Source organism: Rhodospirillaceae bacterium (assembly GCA_040219235.1).
Classification (GTDB): Bacteria; Pseudomonadota; Alphaproteobacteria; order Rhodospirillales; family Rhodospirillaceae; genus WLXB01.
The window spans coordinates 93,972-112,604 of the sequence record JAVJSV010000004.1; the positions used below are offsets into that span (position 1 = coordinate 93,972).

Annotated in this window: 14 protein-coding genes; 6 read left to right on the plus strand and 8 right to left on the minus strand. The window is 46.3% G+C overall.

Going from position 1 to position 18,633, the window contains the following annotated elements; genetic code table 11:
* Window positions 1-10 precede the first annotated feature (10 nt).
* The 3 genes from accC to aroQ are packed head-to-tail and all read right to left on the minus strand — an operon-like array spanning window position 11 to window position 2,316.
* Window positions 11-1,357: an acetyl-CoA carboxylase biotin carboxylase subunit gene (gene accC, locus RIC29_01305; protein ID MEQ8733533.1), complete on the minus strand. Its 1,347-nt coding sequence runs from the start codon at window positions 1,355-1,357 to the stop codon at window positions 11-13.
* A 15-nt stretch (window positions 1,358-1,372) separates the two neighbouring features.
* On the minus strand, window positions 1,373-1,867 hold the full coding sequence (locus RIC29_01310) for an acetyl-CoA carboxylase biotin carboxyl carrier protein subunit (GenBank protein MEQ8733534.1): 495 nt from the start codon (window positions 1,865-1,867) through the stop codon (window positions 1,373-1,375).
* Entirely contained in the window at window positions 1,867-2,316 is a 450-nt protein-coding gene (gene aroQ, locus RIC29_01315; GenBank protein MEQ8733535.1) for a type II 3-dehydroquinate dehydratase, read from the minus strand. The genes RIC29_01310 and aroQ overlap by 1 nt, the downstream gene beginning before the upstream one ends.
* A gap of 193 nt (window positions 2,317-2,509) precedes the next feature.
* Between aroQ and thiS the strand changes: the two genes are divergently transcribed.
* Window positions 2,510-3,490 (plus strand): sulfur carrier protein ThiS, encoded by a 981-nt coding sequence (gene thiS / locus RIC29_01320; protein MEQ8733536.1) that lies wholly within the window; start codon window positions 2,510-2,512, stop codon window positions 3,488-3,490.
* Window positions 3,491-3,512: 22 nt separating this feature from the next.
* On the opposite strand, the gene RIC29_01325 is transcribed toward thiS, so the two are convergent.
* A complete protein-coding gene (locus RIC29_01325; GenBank protein MEQ8733537.1) occupies window positions 3,513-4,484 on the minus strand; it encodes an aldo/keto reductase in 972 nt (323 codons plus the stop codon).
* Between the two features lie 250 nt (window positions 4,485-4,734).
* Here RIC29_01325 and RIC29_01330 point away from each other — a divergent pair, with 250 nt between their 5' ends.
* Entirely contained in the window at window positions 4,735-6,006 is a 1,272-nt protein-coding gene (locus tag RIC29_01330) for a flagellar hook-basal body complex protein (protein ID MEQ8733538.1), read from the plus strand.
* Window positions 6,007-6,013: 7 nt separating this feature from the next.
* Here the strand turns inward: RIC29_01330 and RIC29_01335 are convergent, their stop codons facing one another.
* The 3 genes from RIC29_01335 to RIC29_01345 form a co-directional block, all read right to left on the minus strand.
* Window positions 6,014-6,568, minus strand: a complete 555-nt coding sequence (locus tag RIC29_01335; protein ID MEQ8733539.1) for a DUF2786 domain-containing protein — start codon at window positions 6,566-6,568, stop codon at window positions 6,014-6,016.
* Between the two features lie 17 nt (window positions 6,569-6,585).
* Window positions 6,586-7,368, minus strand: coding sequence for a DsbA family protein (locus tag RIC29_01340; protein MEQ8733540.1), 783 nt, complete (start codon window positions 7,366-7,368; stop codon window positions 6,586-6,588).
* A gap of 99 nt (window positions 7,369-7,467) precedes the next feature.
* Window positions 7,468-8,769 (minus strand): M48 family metalloprotease, encoded by a 1,302-nt coding sequence (locus RIC29_01345; protein ID MEQ8733541.1) that lies wholly within the window; start codon window positions 8,767-8,769, stop codon window positions 7,468-7,470.
* A gap of 315 nt (window positions 8,770-9,084) precedes the next feature.
* Between RIC29_01345 and RIC29_01350 the strand changes: the two genes are divergently transcribed.
* On the plus strand, window positions 9,085-10,263 hold the full coding sequence (locus RIC29_01350) for a gamma-glutamyltransferase (GenBank protein ID MEQ8733542.1): 1,179 nt from the start codon (window positions 9,085-9,087) through the stop codon (window positions 10,261-10,263).
* Window positions 10,264-10,265: 2 nt separating this feature from the next.
* The gene (locus RIC29_01355) at window positions 10,266-11,426 is read left to right on the plus strand and encodes an aminotransferase class I/II-fold pyridoxal phosphate-dependent enzyme (GenBank protein ID MEQ8733543.1); all 1,161 of its coding nucleotides are present in this window, start codon (window positions 10,266-10,268) and stop codon (window positions 11,424-11,426) included.
* Window positions 11,427-11,436: 10 nt separating this feature from the next.
* Here the strand turns inward: RIC29_01355 and RIC29_01360 are convergent, their stop codons facing one another.
* The gene (locus tag RIC29_01360) at window positions 11,437-14,193 is read right to left on the minus strand and encodes an Rne/Rng family ribonuclease (protein ID MEQ8733544.1); all 2,757 of its coding nucleotides are present in this window, start codon (window positions 14,191-14,193) and stop codon (window positions 11,437-11,439) included.
* A gap of 537 nt (window positions 14,194-14,730) precedes the next feature.
* On the opposite strand from RIC29_01360, the gene RIC29_01365 reads away from it, so the two are divergent.
* Together RIC29_01365 and RIC29_01370 are read left to right on the plus strand one after the other, a co-directional pair.
* Window positions 14,731-16,074: an N-acetylmuramoyl-L-alanine amidase gene (locus tag RIC29_01365; protein ID MEQ8733545.1), complete on the plus strand. Its 1,344-nt coding sequence runs from the start codon at window positions 14,731-14,733 to the stop codon at window positions 16,072-16,074.
* Window positions 16,075-16,243: 169 nt separating this feature from the next.
* Window positions 16,244-18,631 (plus strand): penicillin-binding protein 1A, encoded by a 2,388-nt coding sequence (locus RIC29_01370; protein MEQ8733546.1) that lies wholly within the window; start codon window positions 16,244-16,246, stop codon window positions 18,629-18,631.
* The last annotated feature ends 2 nt before the right edge of the window (window positions 18,632-18,633 follow it).

The window sequence follows — 18,633 nt, forward strand, 5'->3', positions numbered from 1 at the left end:
TGTGCAGCTGTTACTCCTCAGTCTCAAGCACAAACTTTTCTAGCCAACGAATATCGTATGATCCATCGATAAAATCTGGCGCATTTACAAGTTTTTCGTGCAACGGAATTGTTGTCTTGACGCCACCAATCACAAATTCACCTAAAGCACGCCTCAATCTCATAAGGCACTCGTTTCTATTACGTCCATGGACAATCAGTTTTGCAATCATACTATCGTAGTAAGGTGGCACAACTGCACCAGCAAAAAGGCCTGAGTCCACCCGAACTCCCAAGCCACCGGGCATATGATATTCAACAACTTTCCCAGGGGAGGGCGTAAAAGTAACTGGATCTTCTGCGTTTATTCGACACTCAATGGCGTGCCCTGACATAACGATATCTTCTTGCTTGAAATCTAGCGTTGCGCCGTCAGCAATTCTGATTTGTTCTCGTACCAGATCAATACCCGTCACCATTTCTGTAATGGGATGCTCGACCTGTAGTCTGGTGTTCATCTCAATGAAATAGAATTCTCCATTTTCGTATAGGAATTCGACGGTTCCAGCATTGCGATAACCTATCTCGCGCATTGCGTCGCAAACGACTTTTCCAATTCTTTTGCGTTCGCTGTCATTTAGCGCTGGTGATGGAGATTCCTCTAATACCTTTTGGTGTTTTCGTTGCAATGAACAATCGCGTTCGCCCAAGTGAACAACATTTCCAAAAGAGTCTGCAAGAACCTGAATTTCGATATGTCTCGGGTTAGAAAGGTATTTCTCCATGTAGACTTCGCCATTTCCGAACGCAGACTTTGCTTCACTTGAAGCAACCTTAAAGGCTTCGACAACGTCTTTTTCTGTCTCTGCGACTTTCATTCCGCGCCCACCACCACCTGCGGAGGCTTTAATGAGAACGGGGTAACCGATTTCTGCTCCGACCTTGAGTGCGTCATCCGGTGTTTCTACGGCCCCATCTGAGCCTGGTACGACCGGGATACCACTTCTTTTGGCAGCCAGCTTGGCTTCTACTTTATCGCCCATGATCCGAATATGTTCCGGGGTTGGCCCGATAAAAGTTATCCCATGCTCTTCAATCATTTCAGCGAAATCGGCGTTCTCAGATAGAAAACCGTATCCAGGATGAATAGCATCCGCATTAGTTACCATCGCCGCCGATATGATTGCCGCCTTGTTTAGGTAGCTATCAGTTCCCGGCGGTGGACCAATACATACAGATTCATCAGCCAATCTGACATGCATTGCTTCGGCATCGGCAGTTGAATGAACTGCGACGGTGCGAATGCCCATTTCTCGGCAAGCGCGTAAGATGCGGAGAGCTATTTCCCCCCTGTTGGCAATAAGAATTTTTTCGAACATGACGCCTCGCTTGAGTTAGTTAATTACAACAAGCGTCTGATCGAACTCGACAGGTTGACCATCCGTTACGAGAACAGAGGTAACTGTTCCAGCTTTGTTTGCGCGAACCGGATTAAATGTTTTCATAGCTTCGATAAGGAGAAGAGTTTGTCCTTCTTCAACCTTATCTCCAGTTTTTATAAATGGAGGAGTATCTGGTTCTGCAGCCAAGTAAGCGACACCAACCATTGGGGCTTTAATGGCCCCAGGGTGATTTGAAGGGTCTGCAACTGATTGATCACCATTGGCAGGTACCAAGGCTGCAGAAGCCGGAGATGCCATCGGCGCAGTAGGAGCGGCAACCATATACGAAGCCTCTTTGATTTGGCGGGCTACTCGAATTCTAAGCCCACCCATATCATATTCAATTTCCGAGAGGTTGGTTTCGTCCAGGATTTCGGCCAGTTGCCTTACAAGCTGACTATTAAAATCATCGTCTGAATTAGAAACTTCTTTGGTTGCTTTTGTCATCAGATTTGTTCGCTCTTTAATAGTTTTGCCATTGCATTTACTGCTAGGACATAGCCTTGTGATCCGAATCCGCAGATTACGCCGTTAGCAGCTTTAGATATGTATGAGTGGTGCCGGAATTCTTCTCGTTTGTAAATATTGGATAAATGAACCTCAATGATTGGAATTTGAGTTGCCAGTAAGGCATCCATAATTGCAACTGAAGTGTGGGTGTAACCAGCAGCGTTAATAATCAGTCCGTGCCCGTCTCTTTGCGCTTCATGCACCCAATTTACGATAACGCCTTCTTCATTACTTTGGCGGAATACAATATCTATTTCTAATGTCTTCCCTGCCGTAACGGTCACGTCTTCAATGTCTGCAAGAGTGGTGTGGCCATAGACATCAGGTTCTCGGGTTCCCAGCAGGTTTAGGTTGGGTCCGTTTATGACGAATACCTTGTAACTCACTGAAATCGGCCTTTTCGTAGTGTGAAATAAGAGCTTGCAAGCTCATAAATTGAAGGTAGCTATACCATGTTGTTGTTTAGGGTGAAACGATACAAGACCAATTTATATTTGATCTGGCATGTTGAAATAGCAGCTACTGGGACCCATTATTGACCCAATCGAAACAAGTATACTGGGCGCTACAAGGATGAAAATGCAGATTACGCTTAATGGCGAACATAAGGACCTTGCTGATGCCACAACTATCAGGGTGTTGTTGACAGATTTAGGAATAGATCCCAAAAAAGTTGCGGTTGAGAGAAACCTGGAGATCGTCCCAAAGTCGCAGTTTGAGAGCACGGTCGTTCAAAATGGGGACCGGCTCGAGGTTGTTCACTTTATTGGAGGCGGTGACGGTCCAACGCACTCAGATATCCTTGAGGTTGCGGGAAGGCATTTTCGATCTAGATTATTAGTTGGAACAGGAAAGTATAAAGATTTCGAGCAGACCGCAGAGGCTATTGCTGCTTCAGGCGCAGAGATCGTGACCGTTGCAGTTCGTCGCGTAAACATTTCAGATCCGTCTCAACCAATGCTCATCGATTTTGTGGACCCAGCAAAATACACTTTCTTGCCTAATACAGCAGGTTGTTACACCGCATTAGACGCAGTAAGAACATTGCGGCTGGCCAGAGAGGCTGGAGGTTGGGATTTGGTTAAGCTTGAAGTTTTAGGCGACGACAAAACACTTTATCCGAATGTCATTGAGACATTGGAAGCGGCCAAGCAACTCGTCGATGAAGATTTTAAGGTTATGGTTTACACGAATGATGACCCAATAATGGCAAGGAAGCTAGAAGACATTGGATGTTGCGCTATCATGCCCTTAGCTGCGCCAATAGGCTCCGGACTGGGAGTTCAAAACCCTGTGCAAATACGCCTTATCATTGAGCAGTCATCGGTCCCCGTCTTAGTTGATGCAGGTGTTGGTACAGCGTCCGACGCGGCAATCGCGATGGAGTTAGGATGTGATGGTGTTTTGATGAACACAGCAATCGCGCAAGCGAAAGATCCTATTACCATGGCTAAATCAATGAAGTTGGCCGTAGAGGCGGGCAGGCTTGCTTATCTTGCTGGCCGCATGCCTAAAAAACTCTATGCTGACCCTTCATCACCTTTGGCAGGATTGATTTAGTAGTAATCGTATTTCTGGTTCGTTAGGGGAAACCAGCTCCTGCGTTCGACAATGTTATTGCATTAACATGGCTCAGTTGTTCCGCTGATGGCCTAAACTTGGCAGCGCTGACGTTGCCTTTAATTTGCGATGACTTTGTTGCGCCAGCAATAACACTTGATACATTGGCATTTTCTAACAACCAGCCAAACGCTAATTCAAGCAGGCTGTTACCATAGTTGTCACAAATTTCTTGTAACTTTTGAACTTTGTCAAAGCGAGACTCTGACCAGAAGGCTTCTGCCATGGCACCTCTGTCTTTCCAGGCATGCCACCTAGTTCCTTTTTGCGGTGCTTTATCGCGCTTGTACTTTCCAGTTAGCAAACCGCTTTCGAGCGGAAAAAAAGGTAGAATACCAGCACCATATTTTTTAGCTGCTGGCATAAGGTCGTATTCTATATCTCTGCTGAGTAAGCTGTAACGGTTTTGTGCTGATATAAATTCTTCTAACCCTTCAGATTTGGCAATAAGGTTGGCTTCTACTAATTGCCAACCAGAGAAGTTTGAGCATCCGACATACCGAACCTTACCCTGGTGAACCAAGTCTGTAAGCGCTCTCATGGTTTCTTCTATTGGTGTGCTGAGATCGGGTGTGTGTAGCTGGTATAAATCTATATAGTCAGTGTTTAGGCGTTTGAGACTTGCCTCTGCGGCCTGCATAATGTGTCGGCGTGATGCTCCTGTCTCCAACGGTGTATCGCCCATCGGGTTCCCAAATTTAGTGGCAATGATGGCATTTGGGCGGTCTTTTCCGAGCGCTTTACCGAGGAACACTTCTGATTTGCCTCCACCACCGTAAATGTTAGCGGTATCGAATAATGTTATGCCGCTATTCAATGCGGCCTTCACGACGGCCGTCGCTTTTTGTTGATCTATCAGCATGCCAAAGTTGTTGCAGCCGAGCCCGAGGGCAGAAACTTTGAGCCCAGATTTACCAAGATTCCGATATTCCATGCACTGCTGTCCTCAACTGATTGATGCCCACAACTTGAGTCGCAGTACATCCTGAATGACCTTTGATAACCGGGCAATTGTTGCCTATCTGGTGCACTGAATGTGCGTTGATTGCTGATGTTATCGTAGAGTGATCCCGTTTAACCTATTGATATTATTATATAAATAAAATGGCATCAATATTGCTTCTATAGAGGGGAAGATTTGTGTCTGGTTCCTTCGTGGGCTGGCGCTTTGAGGAGCAAGAGCGATGAGTATCCATGGTACGTTTAGTACAGCGACGTTGGCGTTAACTGCGCAGGCGCAGCATTTGTCGAATATCGCGACGAACATCGCCAATGTTCAGACAAACGGATACAAAGAGCAGACCACGAATTTTAAGACATTGGTGAATCACGTATCCGGTGCTGAGCACCGCAGTTTCTTTGCGGTAAACACAGTTGATACGCGTCAAGTTGATAAGCAGGGTCTGATTCTCACGACTCAACGCCAATTGGATTTGGCAATTGACGGCAAAGGTTTATTTGTCACCAATGTTGAGCCAGACGGAACGGGTGATTGGCAGTTTACGAGAGATGGTGGCTTCATTGGTCGCTCTGTTCAGTTTGATACTGATAGTGATGGCGATGGCCAAAATGACCAGGGGTCAGTTCTGAACACCATCGCTGGTAATACGGTGTTTGGCTGGCCAGCAAATCAAGACGGTACATTTGATGAAGTGAATGATGTTAATGCTTTGCAGCCGGTTACGATCAATTCAAATCAAGTCTTCGCCGCCCGCCCGACAACTCAGATTAGTCTACAAGCCAACGTATCGGCAGAAGACACGGGCAGGCAGTCAGTGGGATTGCCTTTTGTTGATGCGGCAGGAGATAGCAGAACATTAACGTTAGGGTTTAATGCTTCCACAACAAATGACTATACTCTGGATGTATCTAGCATCACAAATGGTAATCAGTCGGTTGCCGTAACTGTGGAGCCAGCCACGGCAAGCTTTACGGGTTTCGGCACGCTTGCTGCGCCAGCAGACGGGCTATTCACTGTAACCATCAATGATGCGACCGGCCCGCAAGTCATAACCATTGATTTGTCAAAAACCACGCAGTTTCAATCGACGGGTAATTTGGAAGTTATCAACCTTGAACAGGATGGGCTGCAGGAGGGATTACTGCGATCCACGTTTTTCGATAAAAATGGTGTGTTGTACGGAAGTTTTACTAACACCGGTTTGGTGCCTCTCTTTAAGCTACCAATGGCGACTTTTCCGTCTCCAAATAATCTTGAAGCAATAAATGGTAATTTCTTTAAGGCGGATCCAAGGGCTGGGCAGTTGGAACTACAAGCTTTGGGTTCTGTAAGTGGTTTGGCCCAAGTAGTAGTAGGCGCGCTTGAACAATCGAACGTCGATCTTGCTGACCAGTTTACTAAGATGATTGTTACCCAGAGAGCCTATTCTAGCTCTGCTACTGTACTTAGAACTGCGGATGAAATGTCACAGCAAGCTCGGGACCTTAAACGCTAGAAGGTTTCTAGCTGGCCCGCCTCATTAATAGCTTCTCTTTATAGACTTCATGGACTGAGACACCAGCTGTTGATGCAATCTCATTCGGAGTCATTCGTGTTTCTCTAAGCAGCACTCGTATGAAGTCAGGACGGGAGCGCCATGAGCCTGAGTTGGTCCGCCGAGATGCGGCAGGTTTCTTTGTGGTTTGTTGTTCTTCATCAAGCTGCAGACCTCTTTTGATGGCGTCTGCTAAAGCTTGGTCGTATTTTTTCTTTTCGGCAGCGAGTTTCTCACTCTCGGAGCGATAGGTTTCTCGCGGCGCTGTAAATGTCTCTCCAAATTCGGCAGAATCTTGTTTCTTCTTTCTTCGTTTGCTTATTGGCTTTTCATCGTGACGGTTTCGTCCACGATCACTCATGCCCGCAGCTTCATGCAAGCTCATGCCACGCGATTTTGCCAACCGAGTTGCAGCTGCCAGCGCTGCTTCTTTTTCGCCCTCATAGGACGTTGAATTGGCGACTTCCAAGAGTTTGCGAAACTTGTCGCGTTCGCGTTCAGTAAAAGTTTCAGGTCCAGTCATAATATCTATCCGATAAATCAACCAGGAGACTGTGCTTGTTCAACCAACTGATTGAACTGTTCCGCAGAAACAGCGCCAGGTATTAAGGCTGACCCCACAATAAACGCTGGTGTGCCGCTTATTTCAAGTTGCTGCGCAATAGCCCGGTTTTTTTCGATAATCTCATCTAGGCTTGGATCTTTCATGTCTTTCTGAAGTTGATCTACATTCAATCCCACGCCTCTTGCTAGGGTCATAATTGTGCTTTCAGTCAAACTACCGCGGTGGCTCATCATTGCTTGGTGAAACGGTCCGTAAAGATCCTGTTCGCGTGAAGCAAGAGCCGCTTTAGAGGCTATTACAGAATTTGGACCGAGAATTGGAAACTCGATCAAAACAAGGCGGATCTCTTCATTATCTTGCATGCTGTCAAGTACGGTCTGAAACATGGACTTACAGTATCCGCAGTTGTAGTCAAAAAACTCAACTACGGTTACTTGGCCGTCAGGATTACCAATGACCGTATTTTCTGGAGGATCAATGAGTTCGGCTTGGAGTTGCGCCAGATTTTGCTGTTGCCGTTCCAGCTTTGCTGATTCTTGGTTTGCTTGCAAAAGTGTTATGGCTTCAGCAATTATTTCTGGATTCTCAAGGATGTATTCACGCACTAATTCTTTAATGCGATCTTCCTGAGGCTGGCTGAAGTTATTGACTTGCGCGGCGGCCGTTACGGCCCATAAGGCACAAGCGGCTGCGGCCAAATATGCCAGGGCAATCCTAATAGCCCTGCTAAAGCCAACTTTTTTTGATAGAAACTCCATCGAAATCACCTTAAATCTATACCTGATTAGAGGGTATGGAGGCTTCACAGCCTTAAGTCCAGCTTGATTGTGACAAGTTCCGTTCACAAATCAGAAAGATTAACGACGTCTGTTGCGTTGATCTTCCATATAGTTGCTGGCAACTGACTTAATGTCTTGCAAGCGAACCCAAACAGGCGTCCCAGTTGGCAAGAATTCCTCAGCCTTTCTAGTGTGGCGGATGACGTCTCCAAATTGACCTAGAAGTAAGGCTCTTTCTGCTGCTGCGTATGACGATAAGCCAGGTTGATCGTTAATCGCGTATGACTTTGCCGACAAATTCCAAGCAAAAATATCAGTTGGATCTTCTTGCAGGGCAACTCTCAGGGCGTTCTGGGTCTCTTCAGTTAATGCAGGATCACCAGATTCAACCATCGCGTGGGCCTGTGCGACTAAAATCAGGGGCGCAAATGGAAGTATTCTGGTCGCCTCCCGATAGGCTTCTATGGCTTCAGGAATACGGCCATTTTCAAGAAGCATTTGACCTTTAAGTTCCCAGAAGTACGGATCGTCGGGGCGTTCTTCGATAAGGCCGTCAATGAGAGGCACCGAAAGATCTAGTCTTCCGCGCCGGTAATGAGCGACAGAGCGTGCGTAGCGTGCAGAAAGACTCATATCGGACTCTGGATATTTCTGTAGCGTTAGATTTTGCGGTTTTAAGAACGAATAGAGTTTTGCAACGACTCTACGATGACGTTCTTCTAAATCCTTGTTTGGTGGAACTGATGAATACTCTGATTGCTCAATGTGAGCCCGGATAGAACTCATACGATTGCGCGTTAGTGGGTGGGTGCGAATGTAAGGGTCTTGGCGATCTGTAATGAGAAGTTCTTGGCCGGAAATACGTTCAAAGAAATTATACAAACCTTCCGCTGACTGCTGTGTCCCTTCTAATGCTTTGAGTGCGAATTGATCTGCTGAAGATTCTTGACCACGGCTATAAGCAAGAAATTGGCGTTGGGCAGTCCCTTGGCCACCCAATGCGACAGCCATACCCAAATCCGAGTTTCCTGTCGCCACGCCTGCCGCTACGCCGAGCAAAGTTGTTAATAAGGTCGTGGTTAATGCGGCGTCAATTTGATCGCTAAACATGACAGCATGTCCGCCGACGATATGCCCAGTTTCGTGTGCAATAACCCCAATAACTTCTGATGAGCTATTGGCCGCCATCAGAGTTCCAGTGTTTAAAAACATGCGATTGCCATTAGTTACAAAGGCATTAAGCGAGTTATCTGCAATTATTCTTATCGTCACAGATTCTGGTGGAATACCGGCTTCCTCAAAAATGGGAGTGGAATAGGCTTGGATCGTGTCCTCAATCTCTGTATCCCGGATCAGGCTAAAGCCTTGTGCGAGAGCCAATTGACTCTGCCACGGGAAACTCATGGCCAGCAGAAAGATTATAAGCTTATGTGTAGTAGTGGCTTGGGTCACAGATTCACCAGATTAGCGTTGATAGGCAAGGTTCTGAAGGATAGCCGTTACCGCCTATTAAGATAAGAGAATGCTATCCAACAATACAGGGATTCCAAAGTGACATTGTGGCGTAACGATGGTCGATATAGAAGAGGTTGGTTTTGCAGCTTCATTTTCCTAGGTTTTTTATCCGGCTGTGAAAGTGCCGAATTAGGCTCTCTTTCTGCCATTTCAGGGTCCCCGACACTTGGTGGAATCGTCGTGGCTGATGATCCGCAGGCTGCTGTTATGGCCCAAAAGATTCTAGACGGCGGTGGTGCAGCGGCAGACGCTGCCGTTGCACTGGGTTTTGGTCTAGCTGTCACGCTTCCCTCCAGAGCTGGCCTTGGTGGTGCTGGCGCGTGTATCGTTTATGATTATAAGACCCGCCTTGCAGAGTATCTTGATTTTAGACCAAAACCTGCAGTTAATTTCCAAGAACTTGCTAGATGGCAGATGTCTATTCCTGCGCTTGCAGCGGGATTGTTCGCTTTGCATGCCAAGTATGGAATTCTTTCATGGGCACAGGTTGTCTCGCCTGCCGAGACTTACTCGCTTTTCAACAGGAAAGTTGGAAGAGCACTCGCAATAGATATCGAAGCGCATTCGCGTGTGTTATCTAACGACCCATCTGCCCTAGACGCTTTCATGTCATCTACCCGAACGCTCGCCGGGGAGGGGGCAAGCGTTCTGCAAGTGAATCTCGCTTCAACACTTAGTCGTATTCGTGAGAGAGCCGCTCCAGATTTTTATAATGGAGATCTTGCTCATGATATCGCTCAAGCTTCAAAGTCTGCGGGTGCATCGCTGGGGATCTCGGATTTGAAAGGTTTCAAGCCAAATTGGTTGCCTTTGAGTGGTGAGGCGGGGCATGGAGTTGTGCATTACAATGTTTTTACATCTCAGGTAGTTGAGTCGCTTACAGATAAGAATTTTGAGAAATTAAAAAGTGATGCCACGACTGGGTTTGCGGTCGCGGATGCTGCTGGTAACGCTGTTGTTTGTCAGCTAACGATGACAACACCTTTCGGTTTAGGTTTGATGTTGAACAAAGTAGGTTTTTTAGCCATCCCGGTTGATGAAAAATTAGTCGAGGGAGAAACCATTTTACCGCCAATGGCTATAGCCATCGATGAGTACAACAATCGGCTTTCTTTTGTTGGTGTGTCGAAACAGTCAGAAGATTTCGAGGTACTCAATATTGCGTTGAAGCAGAGCCTTACCTCGAAAAATTCTTCTCAGCCTAATTCAAGGCAAACGGCAATGCAGGCGCTAGCGGGTTATCCGGGTGTAAATATGCTGCACTGTAAGAATGGATTAGTGCCTTCGTTCGCAAACTGCGAGGTATACAAAGACCCTTTAGGGTATGGATACGGAATTATCAGTTATGGGGAGCCTTAATTATGGCTTTTAAGGTCTCTCAACGCGGACGTGTGCCACCATTTTTAGTTATGGATGTTATGAAGGCTGCTTCGAAACAAGAGGCGGCTGGCAGAGATGTTATACATCTCGAAGTTGGTCAGCCTGAAACTGGTCTTCCAAAAATTGCCGCTGGTCCCGTCAAAAGTTTAATCGATCAGTTGTCGCTAGGTTATACAGTTGCTAGCGGCATTCTAGAATTGCGAACCTGCATTGTTGAGCATTATCGAAAAACATATGGAGTTGTCTTAAGTGAAGACTCAGTATTCGTAACTACTGGCTCGTCTGCTGGATTTCAACTCGCGTTTCTAGCGGCATTTGATCCCGGAGACCGGGTAGCTTTGGCATCTCCAGGCTATCCGGCGTATCGCCACATTCTGACCTCGCTGGGATTAGAGCCAGTTTTACTTGATGTTGGTGAAGGCACCCGTTTTCAACCAAGCGTAGACTTAATAAAAGAATTGGATCGTCCAATTGACGGACTGATTATAGCCAGTCCTTCCAATCCTACAGGAACAATCATCCCAAAATCTGAATTCACAGAGTTGGTTGAGTACTGTCACCGTGAGGGCATAAGACTCATATCGGATGAGATTTATCATGGGATTTCTTTTGATACTGAAACGGCAACGGCGGCAAGGCCGGAAGGCTATGAAATTGTCGTTAATAGTTTTTCCAAATACTTTTGCATGACTGGTTGGCGCATAGGGTGGATAATTGTTCCTCCAGACCTAATGAGATCAGTCGAATGCTTGGCACAAAATCATTACATCTCTCCTCCAACGATCTCTCAGTGGGCCGCTGTTCATGCATTTGAAGGTCTTGAAGAGCTTGAGCAGAACGTTGCTCGCTACCGCCGAAACAGAGATATATTAATTGATCAGTTACGCCAATCAGGACTAAAAAAAATCGCGCCGTCAGATGGTGCATTTTACTTGTATCTCGATATTTCTGACTCGCAGATCAAGAGCGATGTCTACTGTCGTAAACTTCTTGAAGATACAGGCGTTGCTATAACACCGGGGTATGATTTTGACCCCTTGAATGGCGACAAAAACGTCAGAATATCTTTTTCTGTTTCAACAGAAAAAGTCATTGAGGCCGCGAATCGAATCAAGCTCTGGTCACGCTCTTTAATCTACTAACAGTAAAAACTTAATTTGAACCGTTATTCCACCACCCTTTTTTGGGAGGGCCGCTTGGAACTTCTACGGGGATGGGCGCAAGTTTCTCTTGAGCAGGTGGCGTGATGCTCTCTTTCGGAGTTGTATTTGTTATGTCCGGCGATTTTTTCTCAACAGAGTGAGTTGATTTTACTTCTGTCTTTATTTCGGAATCAGAAGCACTGTTATTTGAGTCCGACACGGTTGATCTAAATGCTTCAGCACCCTTTTTAAAGACATCAAGGAAGCGGGAACTTGGTTTTGGTGTAACAGTTGGAGAAGGCTGAACAGGAATCGGCTCAGCTGAGGAAACCTCATTACTTGAATCTGAAAAAGTTTTTTGCTCTTCGTTAGGGTGTGGCTGTTGCGAAGAACTTGATTCTGCACTGTCCGTGATGGAGTCTTCCGTCTTTCTACGTCTTCTCCGTCCGCCTCGTCGTCCGCGTCGACGACTCTTAGTCTGACCTTCGTCATCTTCACGCTTTATATCCGAAATACTTGAATCACCTTGAGATGGGTTTTTATCATCACTCGTGAGATTATCAGAAGATTCTGGGCTAGCGCTGTCCTGATTGACGCTGACTGTTTCAACCTCTTCCGTGCGTTTTTTTCTTCTTCTTCTGCGTTTTTTCTTTGGACCTTCACTTGATGAATCATCGACTTCTTTGGTGTCGTTGGACACAAGAACGTCAGCCTGGGTTTCTGTAACTAATTGCTTTGCAGGTTCGGACTGTTTTTGGGTATCGCCTTTGACGCGTTCCATTCTAACATCGGGCGGAATAAGGCTGTCGTCACCAAGGATGTAAACGTTCATTTCATAGCGTTTTTGAATTTCTTCAAGTCCTAAACGCTTATAGTTCAGTATGTATAATGCGACGTTTGGATGAACAGATACAGTTAACTCTGACGTTCGATGCCTGAGACCTTCTTCTTCAATCGCCCGCAGGGTCTGTATAGAAGTGGATTCAATTGACCGAATCATTCCGGTGCCAGCGCAAGATTTGCAAACCTCGAAATTAGCTTCAATCAGGCTTGGACGCAGACGCTGGCGAGATAACTCGAGCAGTCCAAAATGGCTTATGCGACCGACCTGTATTCTAGCGCGGTCACTCTTGAGTGCTTCCTTTAGCCTGCGCTCAACAGCGTGATTGTTTTTGTTTTCATCCATATCGATGAAGTCAATCACAACAAGCCCGGCCAAATCCCTTAGCCTGAGTTGCCTGGCTATCTCGTCCGCTGCCTCCAAGTTTGTCTTCAGCGCAGTTTCTTCAATATGACGTTCTTTTGTTGACCGACCAGAGTTTACATCAATGGCAACTAATGCCTCAGTTTGGCCAAATACGATTGACCCGCCTGATTTGAGTTGAGCGGTCGGGCTATGCATTGCGTCAAGTTGACTTTCAACTTGATAACGATGAAATAATGGAATGGTGTCGTCTTTGTAGCGCTGCACTTTCTTTGCATGGCTAGGGGTCAAAGTTTTCATGAAATCCTTGGCCGCTTTATATCCTTCCTCTCCTTCCACAAGAATTTCCTCGATATCTTTTGAATAGACATCTCGGATTGACCGTTTGATCAAATTCGCTTCTTCGTGAATTAATGCAGGCGCACGGGATTCCATTGTAACTTCACGAATATGATTCCAGGTACGCTGAAGGTACTCATAATCTCTTTTGACTTCAGCTTTGCTTCTTTCGGCGCCGGCAGTTCTAAGGATGACAGCCATGTGTTCTGGGATTTTCAAATCTGAAACAATTGATTTGAGTCTTCTACGATCTTTTACATTTGTTATTTTGCGCGAGACCCCGCCGCCGCGTGCACTGTTAGGCATAAGAACGCAATAACGCCCAGCGAGTGATAGATAAGTTGTTAATGCGGCTCCTTTATTGCCACGCTCTTCTTTGACGACTTGTATAAGCAGGATTTGCTTGCGTTTAATGACCTCTTGAATCTTGTATCGTCTTGAAGCAACGAATTTTCTCCGGTGAGAATCTAAATTCTCTTCCGTTTCGTCTTCTCCTCCTACTTCCTCTACATTTTTATTTTCGGACTCATCACTCTCATGTTGGTCAGGTTTTTCTGAGTCTGATGCCGCTTGTGTTTCATCATTTGAGTCTGCGGGGTTTTCGTTTGATACATCAGAGACTTTTTCGACTTCGTCGCTTGATTGAGAGTTGCCTGTTTCATTTGAAGAAGGGTTGTCCTGAGTGTTCGTGAGAACATCTTCCTTTTTGCTTACATTTCCATCAGCATCCCGCTCTGTTGGGTCTTCACTTGCTGTCATCTCAGTTGCAGAAGCTGTCTCAGAGCCCTGCGGGACGTCCTCATCAAGGGGCCTTTGATCTGTAACTGCATCCTTTACGGTGACAGGTTCTTGTTTCAGAGCTTCTGTTTTATTGTCATCTGACGTGCTTGAAGACAGGCTTTGATCTAGATCATCATCGTCAGCAATTGCTTCATCGTGGGCTTTTGCTTCGGCGAGAAGGGCTTCTCGGTCAGCGACCGGAATTTGATAATAGTCTGGATGAATTTCGCTAAAAGCCAGAAATCCATGTCGATTGCCACCATAATCGACAAATGCTGCTTGTAATGAAGGCTCTACTCTTACGACTTTCGCGAGGTAAATGTTGCCCTTGTTTTGTTCTTTTGTTGAGGTTTCTAGATCAAACGCTTCAAGCCGCGTCCCATCTATAACGACCACTCGGGTCTCCTCCGGGTGGTTTGCGTCCACCAGCATTCTTTTTACCATGTAAGGTATAACTCCGTTGTATCAAAGCGGTCAGCTCTGCGCGCAGGCGCCCGCCTCGGTGTGATTTTGAAATTAGGGAGAAGTGGTCGCGTGCGTCCGGTGTGTTGTTAATTGAATCCAAGGCAGGTGCCTGAAGAACAAAGCAACGTAAGCTATGTAATGTTTTTTCAGCTTGTAGAACTCTTGCGGAGAGCACGGATACCACTTTCAATCAAATATGTGCCGCTTCTTTGTTTATATAGCCAAGAAGGCGGCGTCTATGTTGTTTTAGCCAGTGCCAGAATGTGAAAGGTGAGACCGATCATAACCTGAACGCGTCCTTAAAAAGGTTGCCTAATATACATTAGGTGTTCAGGGCCCGACTAATCGCTTAACACTCCGAACTTACTTTACTTTTTACCATCTTAACAATCTTTTCTTAAATTCACGGTGCTTTCATCCCAGCATTAGTAGCTTCTTCGCAAACACTGTACGGATTCAGCAAGATTCGCTATATTATCTTAGAATTCCTTAAACAAACACTACATGTTGATCAATATGAAGCGTCGCGCTCACCATGACCCCGCAGGACAGTCTCTCTTTATTGGGCCTGAAAATGCTAATCAACCGTCGAGCCGACGACGAGTTCTTGGGCTCCTTGTGGGCGCAATTGGGGTGTCGGCAACCAATAGCGTATCTGCAGCTCGGCCCACAGCCACATCCTTTAGATTGCATGATCACGGTACTCACACGCGGATCGTGCTTGAGTTAACCAGTGGTGCTGACTTCACAATATTCCAATTAACTGATCCTTGGCGGACAGTCATTGACCTACCAGAAGTCATATGGAATTTACCTAAAGACACAGTTGCATTAAACGAAGGGGTGGTGCGAGATATGCGATACGGGCTGTTCCAGCCTGGACATTCGCGTGTTGTTATTGATCTTGTTAGGCCCGCTAACGTGGATCGTGCTTTTGTGCTCGCTCCCACTGCCACGACTCCCTGGCGTTTGGTCATAGATCTGAAATCCGTTCCGGAAGCACTTTTCATTGAAAAACTGGGTCCGGCCAATCGGATTGTGATTGCCCGCCCCGATACGGGCGCGCCTGTTGCTATCACGCCAAACATAGCCTTCTTGGAAAGCTCAACCGACGAGCGCGGAATTCCATTGCCTCAGCGCAAGCCTGCAGTTAAGCCATCAGAGAGAAAGCCAGTCATAGCTATTGATCCAGGTCATGGTGGTGTTGATCCTGGGGCTATTGGTGTAACTGGTGTTAGAGAAAAAGATGTTACTTTAGCTGCTGCACAGCAATTGAAGGCGTCTCTAGAGAAAACCGGGCGGTACAAAGTTGTGCTGACGCGGAACCGAGATATTTCCTTGCAATTGCGGCAAAGGATTACGCTCGCGCGAAGAGCCTCAGCAGACGTTTTTATTTCTATTCATGCAGATTCCATAAGCCGTCCTGATGTCAGGGGACTGTCAGTATACACATTATCTGAAACCGCATCTGATAAGGAAGCTGCGAAATTAGCGGAGAAGGAAAATAAGGCTGATCTCATAATCGGTATGGACCTTACGCATGAGTCCTCTGACGTCAGAAATATTTTGATTGATTTGGCTCAGAGAGAGAGCATGAACTTGGCGGCCCATTTGGCTGCGACACTCATTTCTCAACTAAAGCGACAGGTTACGTTGCTACGCAACACTCACCGTTTTGCTGGTTTTGCAGTATTAAAGGCTCCCGATGTTCCATCAGTTCTTCTTGAGATGGGGTATCTTTCAAATCGGGAAGAGGAACGGTTATTGAAGCAGTCCTCCTATCGTCAGAAATTGGTCGGCTCTATTGTGCAAGGCTTAGATACATATTTCTCAGAGGCTGACGTCGCAAGTCGGACATAATTCAACCTAGCTCGCCTGCAAAAGGACATGATTTTCCTTTCTATTAGCTAAACAACTATAGAGATGCGAATTAAATCAGGTCTGCTATGATTTCACCAACCACGTTTACTGAACCCAAATACGATAACAGGTAATGTCTAGACTCTTATCGATATTTTTCTGCCTAATTATGCTGGCCATTTTTGTGGCGGGCGCGATCATGGTTTGGGTGTTTTATGAGTTTGGTAGGGATTTGCCTGACTATCGGCAACTTGCTGACTACGAGCCTGCTGTCATGTCCCGGGTTTATGCGGGTGATGGACGGTTGATCGAAGAATATGCGGTGGAAGGTCGTGTATTCGTGCCCTTCTCTGCAATACCTAAGAGTTTGGTGAATGCTTTTTTGTCGGCAGAGGATAAAACATTCTACTCGCACCCGGGCTTAGATTTTTTTGGCATCGCAAGAGCGGTTCTAACTAATTTTGAAGCAAGATTTACCGATAGGCGCATGGTCGGCGCCTCGACAATTACGCAGCAGGTTGCAAAGAACTTTCTTTTAACAAATGAATACAGTTTTGACCGTAAAATTAAAGAAGCAATACTTGCGCTAAGGATTGAGCAGGCATTCGAAAAAGATCAAATTCTCGAGCTCTACTTGAATGAAATTTATTTTGGCTCTGGTTCTTATGGTGTCTCTGCAGCGGCAGTAAACTATTTCAATAAGTCGCTGGAAGAGTTGTCTCTATCTGAAATTGCTTTTCTTGCGGGTTTGCCTAAAGCACCAAATAACTATCACCCGGTTAGGCGCCCCAAAGCAGCTGAAGAACGACGTAACTATGTATTATCGCGAATGGTTGATGATGGACACGTCTCAAGATCTGAAGCCAATTTGGCAAGGCAAGAGACAATAATAGTCCGGCAACGGGATAATACCGAGGCTGTCGAAGGAGGGCAGTATTTTGCAGAAGATGTGCGTCGACAGTTAATTGATCAGTACGGATCTACATCACTATATGAGGGTGGTTTAGCGGTCAGGACATCATTGGAGCCAGACCTGCAATCAATCGCCGACAGGGTTTTAAGAGCCGGGCTGCTAGATTATGACCGAAGACATGGTTGGCGCGGCCCAGTAGAACGGATGTCAGTTGGTGCTGGCTGGGCTGAACGATTATCGCGTTTGTCGCTTCCCCCGGGATCATTGGAACAGTGGTCACTTGCTGTTGTTCGGCGGGTTAACCCTCAATCTGCTGAATTGGTTCTCGGTGATGGGAGTGCAGGTCAAATCCAACTCTCTGATGTGTTGTGGGCACGCGAATGGCGTAAAGGCCAGAAACTTGGTCCTCAAGTGGAACGTATGGGTCAAGTTTTTATGGAAGGCGACGTTATCCTCGTTGAGAGTTTAGGTGAAGAGGCATCTGAAGGGGTTGCCTTATATAGTCTTAGGCAGATTCCAGATGTCGGTGGCGCTATAGTTGCTCTAGACCCACATACTGGGCGCGTGTTGGCCGTAACAGGAGGTTTTTCATATGAACTTTCTGAATTTAACAGAGCCACCCAGGCTAAACGTCAGCCAGGTTCTTCGTTTAAACCTTTCGTTTACTTGGCCGCATTGGATAACGGCTATACACCCTCAACACTGATTTTAGATGCGCCATTTGTTATTGATCAGGGGCCGGGTTTGCCTAAATGGAAGCCAAAAAATTATAGCGGCAGGTATTACGGTGAATCGACAATACGCACTGGAATTGAACAGTCTCAAAATTTAATGACTGTACGTTTGGCGCAGGCCATTGGTATGGATACTATCGCTGACTATGCTAAACGGTTTGGGTTAGTAGAAGAAATGCCTGCTAATTTATCGGCAGCATTAGGGTCGCAAGAAACAACTCTTCTTAATCTCACTGCAGCGTATGCAATGCTTGTGAACGGCGGTAAAAAAATTACGCCAAGTCTAATTGACCGTGTACAAGATCGAAACGGCAAAACGATAACCAGAATTGACAACCGTGATTGTGAGAAGTGCAACCAATTGGACTGGGCGACAGGAGCACCTCCTGAATTGCCGGATTTAAGACAGCCACTAACTGACCCTGCTAGCGCATACCAAATGGTTTCGATTCTACAAGGTGCTGTTGAGAGAGGGACTGGCCGCCGCGTGTCTGCTGTTGGTAAGCCAATTGCGGGTAAAACAGGGACGACAAATGATAGTTTTGACTCATGGTTTTTGGGCTTTTCTCCTGATTTGGCTGTTGGGGTTTTTGTAGGGTTTGATGAACCCAAAACACTTGGTTCTAACGAAACGGGTGGAACAGTTGCGGCGCCAATTTTTCGCGATTTCATGGCAGATGCACTGGCTGATGAACCAGCAACACCATTTAGAATACCACCTGGCATCATAATGGTCAGAGTTACCCCTGAGACAGGCTTGGTGGCACCATCTGGTACAAGAAATGCAATTTTGGAAGCTTTCAAACCAGGAACTGTGCCCGCCCAGCGTACTGCTGTAGTTGGTTCTGACTCCTTTCCCAATTTTGGAAATTCAACATCAGATCAGCCAAGTGCTGGCGGGCTTTATTAGGA

What these genes read in the sequence shown, in the direction of transcription:
- accC (MEQ8733533.1), bottom strand. Translation starts at nt 1,357, where the DNA reads ATGTTCGAAAAAATTCTTATTGCCAACAGGGGGGAAATAGCTCTCCGC.
- RIC29_01310 (MEQ8733534.1), bottom strand. Translation starts at nt 1,867, where the DNA reads ATGACAAAAGCAACCAAAGAAGTTTCTAATTCAGACGATGATTTTAAT.
- thiS (MEQ8733536.1), top strand. Translation starts at nt 2,510, where the DNA reads ATGCAGATTACGCTTAATGGCGAACATAAGGACCTTGCTGATGCCACA.
- RIC29_01325 (MEQ8733537.1), bottom strand. Translation starts at nt 4,484, where the DNA reads ATGGAATATCGGAATCTTGGTAAATCTGGGCTCAAAGTTTCTGCCCTC.
- RIC29_01330 (MEQ8733538.1), top strand. Translation starts at nt 4,735, where the DNA reads ATGAGTATCCATGGTACGTTTAGTACAGCGACGTTGGCGTTAACTGCG.
- RIC29_01335 (MEQ8733539.1), bottom strand. Translation starts at nt 6,568, where the DNA reads ATGACTGGACCTGAAACTTTTACTGAACGCGAACGCGACAAGTTTCGC.
- RIC29_01340 (MEQ8733540.1), bottom strand. Translation starts at nt 7,368, where the DNA reads ATGGAGTTTCTATCAAAAAAAGTTGGCTTTAGCAGGGCTATTAGGATT.
- RIC29_01355 (MEQ8733543.1), top strand. Translation starts at nt 10,266, where the DNA reads ATGGCTTTTAAGGTCTCTCAACGCGGACGTGTGCCACCATTTTTAGTT.
- RIC29_01360 (MEQ8733544.1), bottom strand. Translation starts at nt 14,193, where the DNA reads ATGGTAAAAAGAATGCTGGTGGACGCAAACCACCCGGAGGAGACCCGA.
- RIC29_01365 (MEQ8733545.1), top strand. Translation starts at nt 14,731, where the DNA reads ATGAAGCGTCGCGCTCACCATGACCCCGCAGGACAGTCTCTCTTTATT.
- RIC29_01370 (MEQ8733546.1), top strand. Translation starts at nt 16,244, where the DNA reads ATGCTGGCCATTTTTGTGGCGGGCGCGATCATGGTTTGGGTGTTTTAT.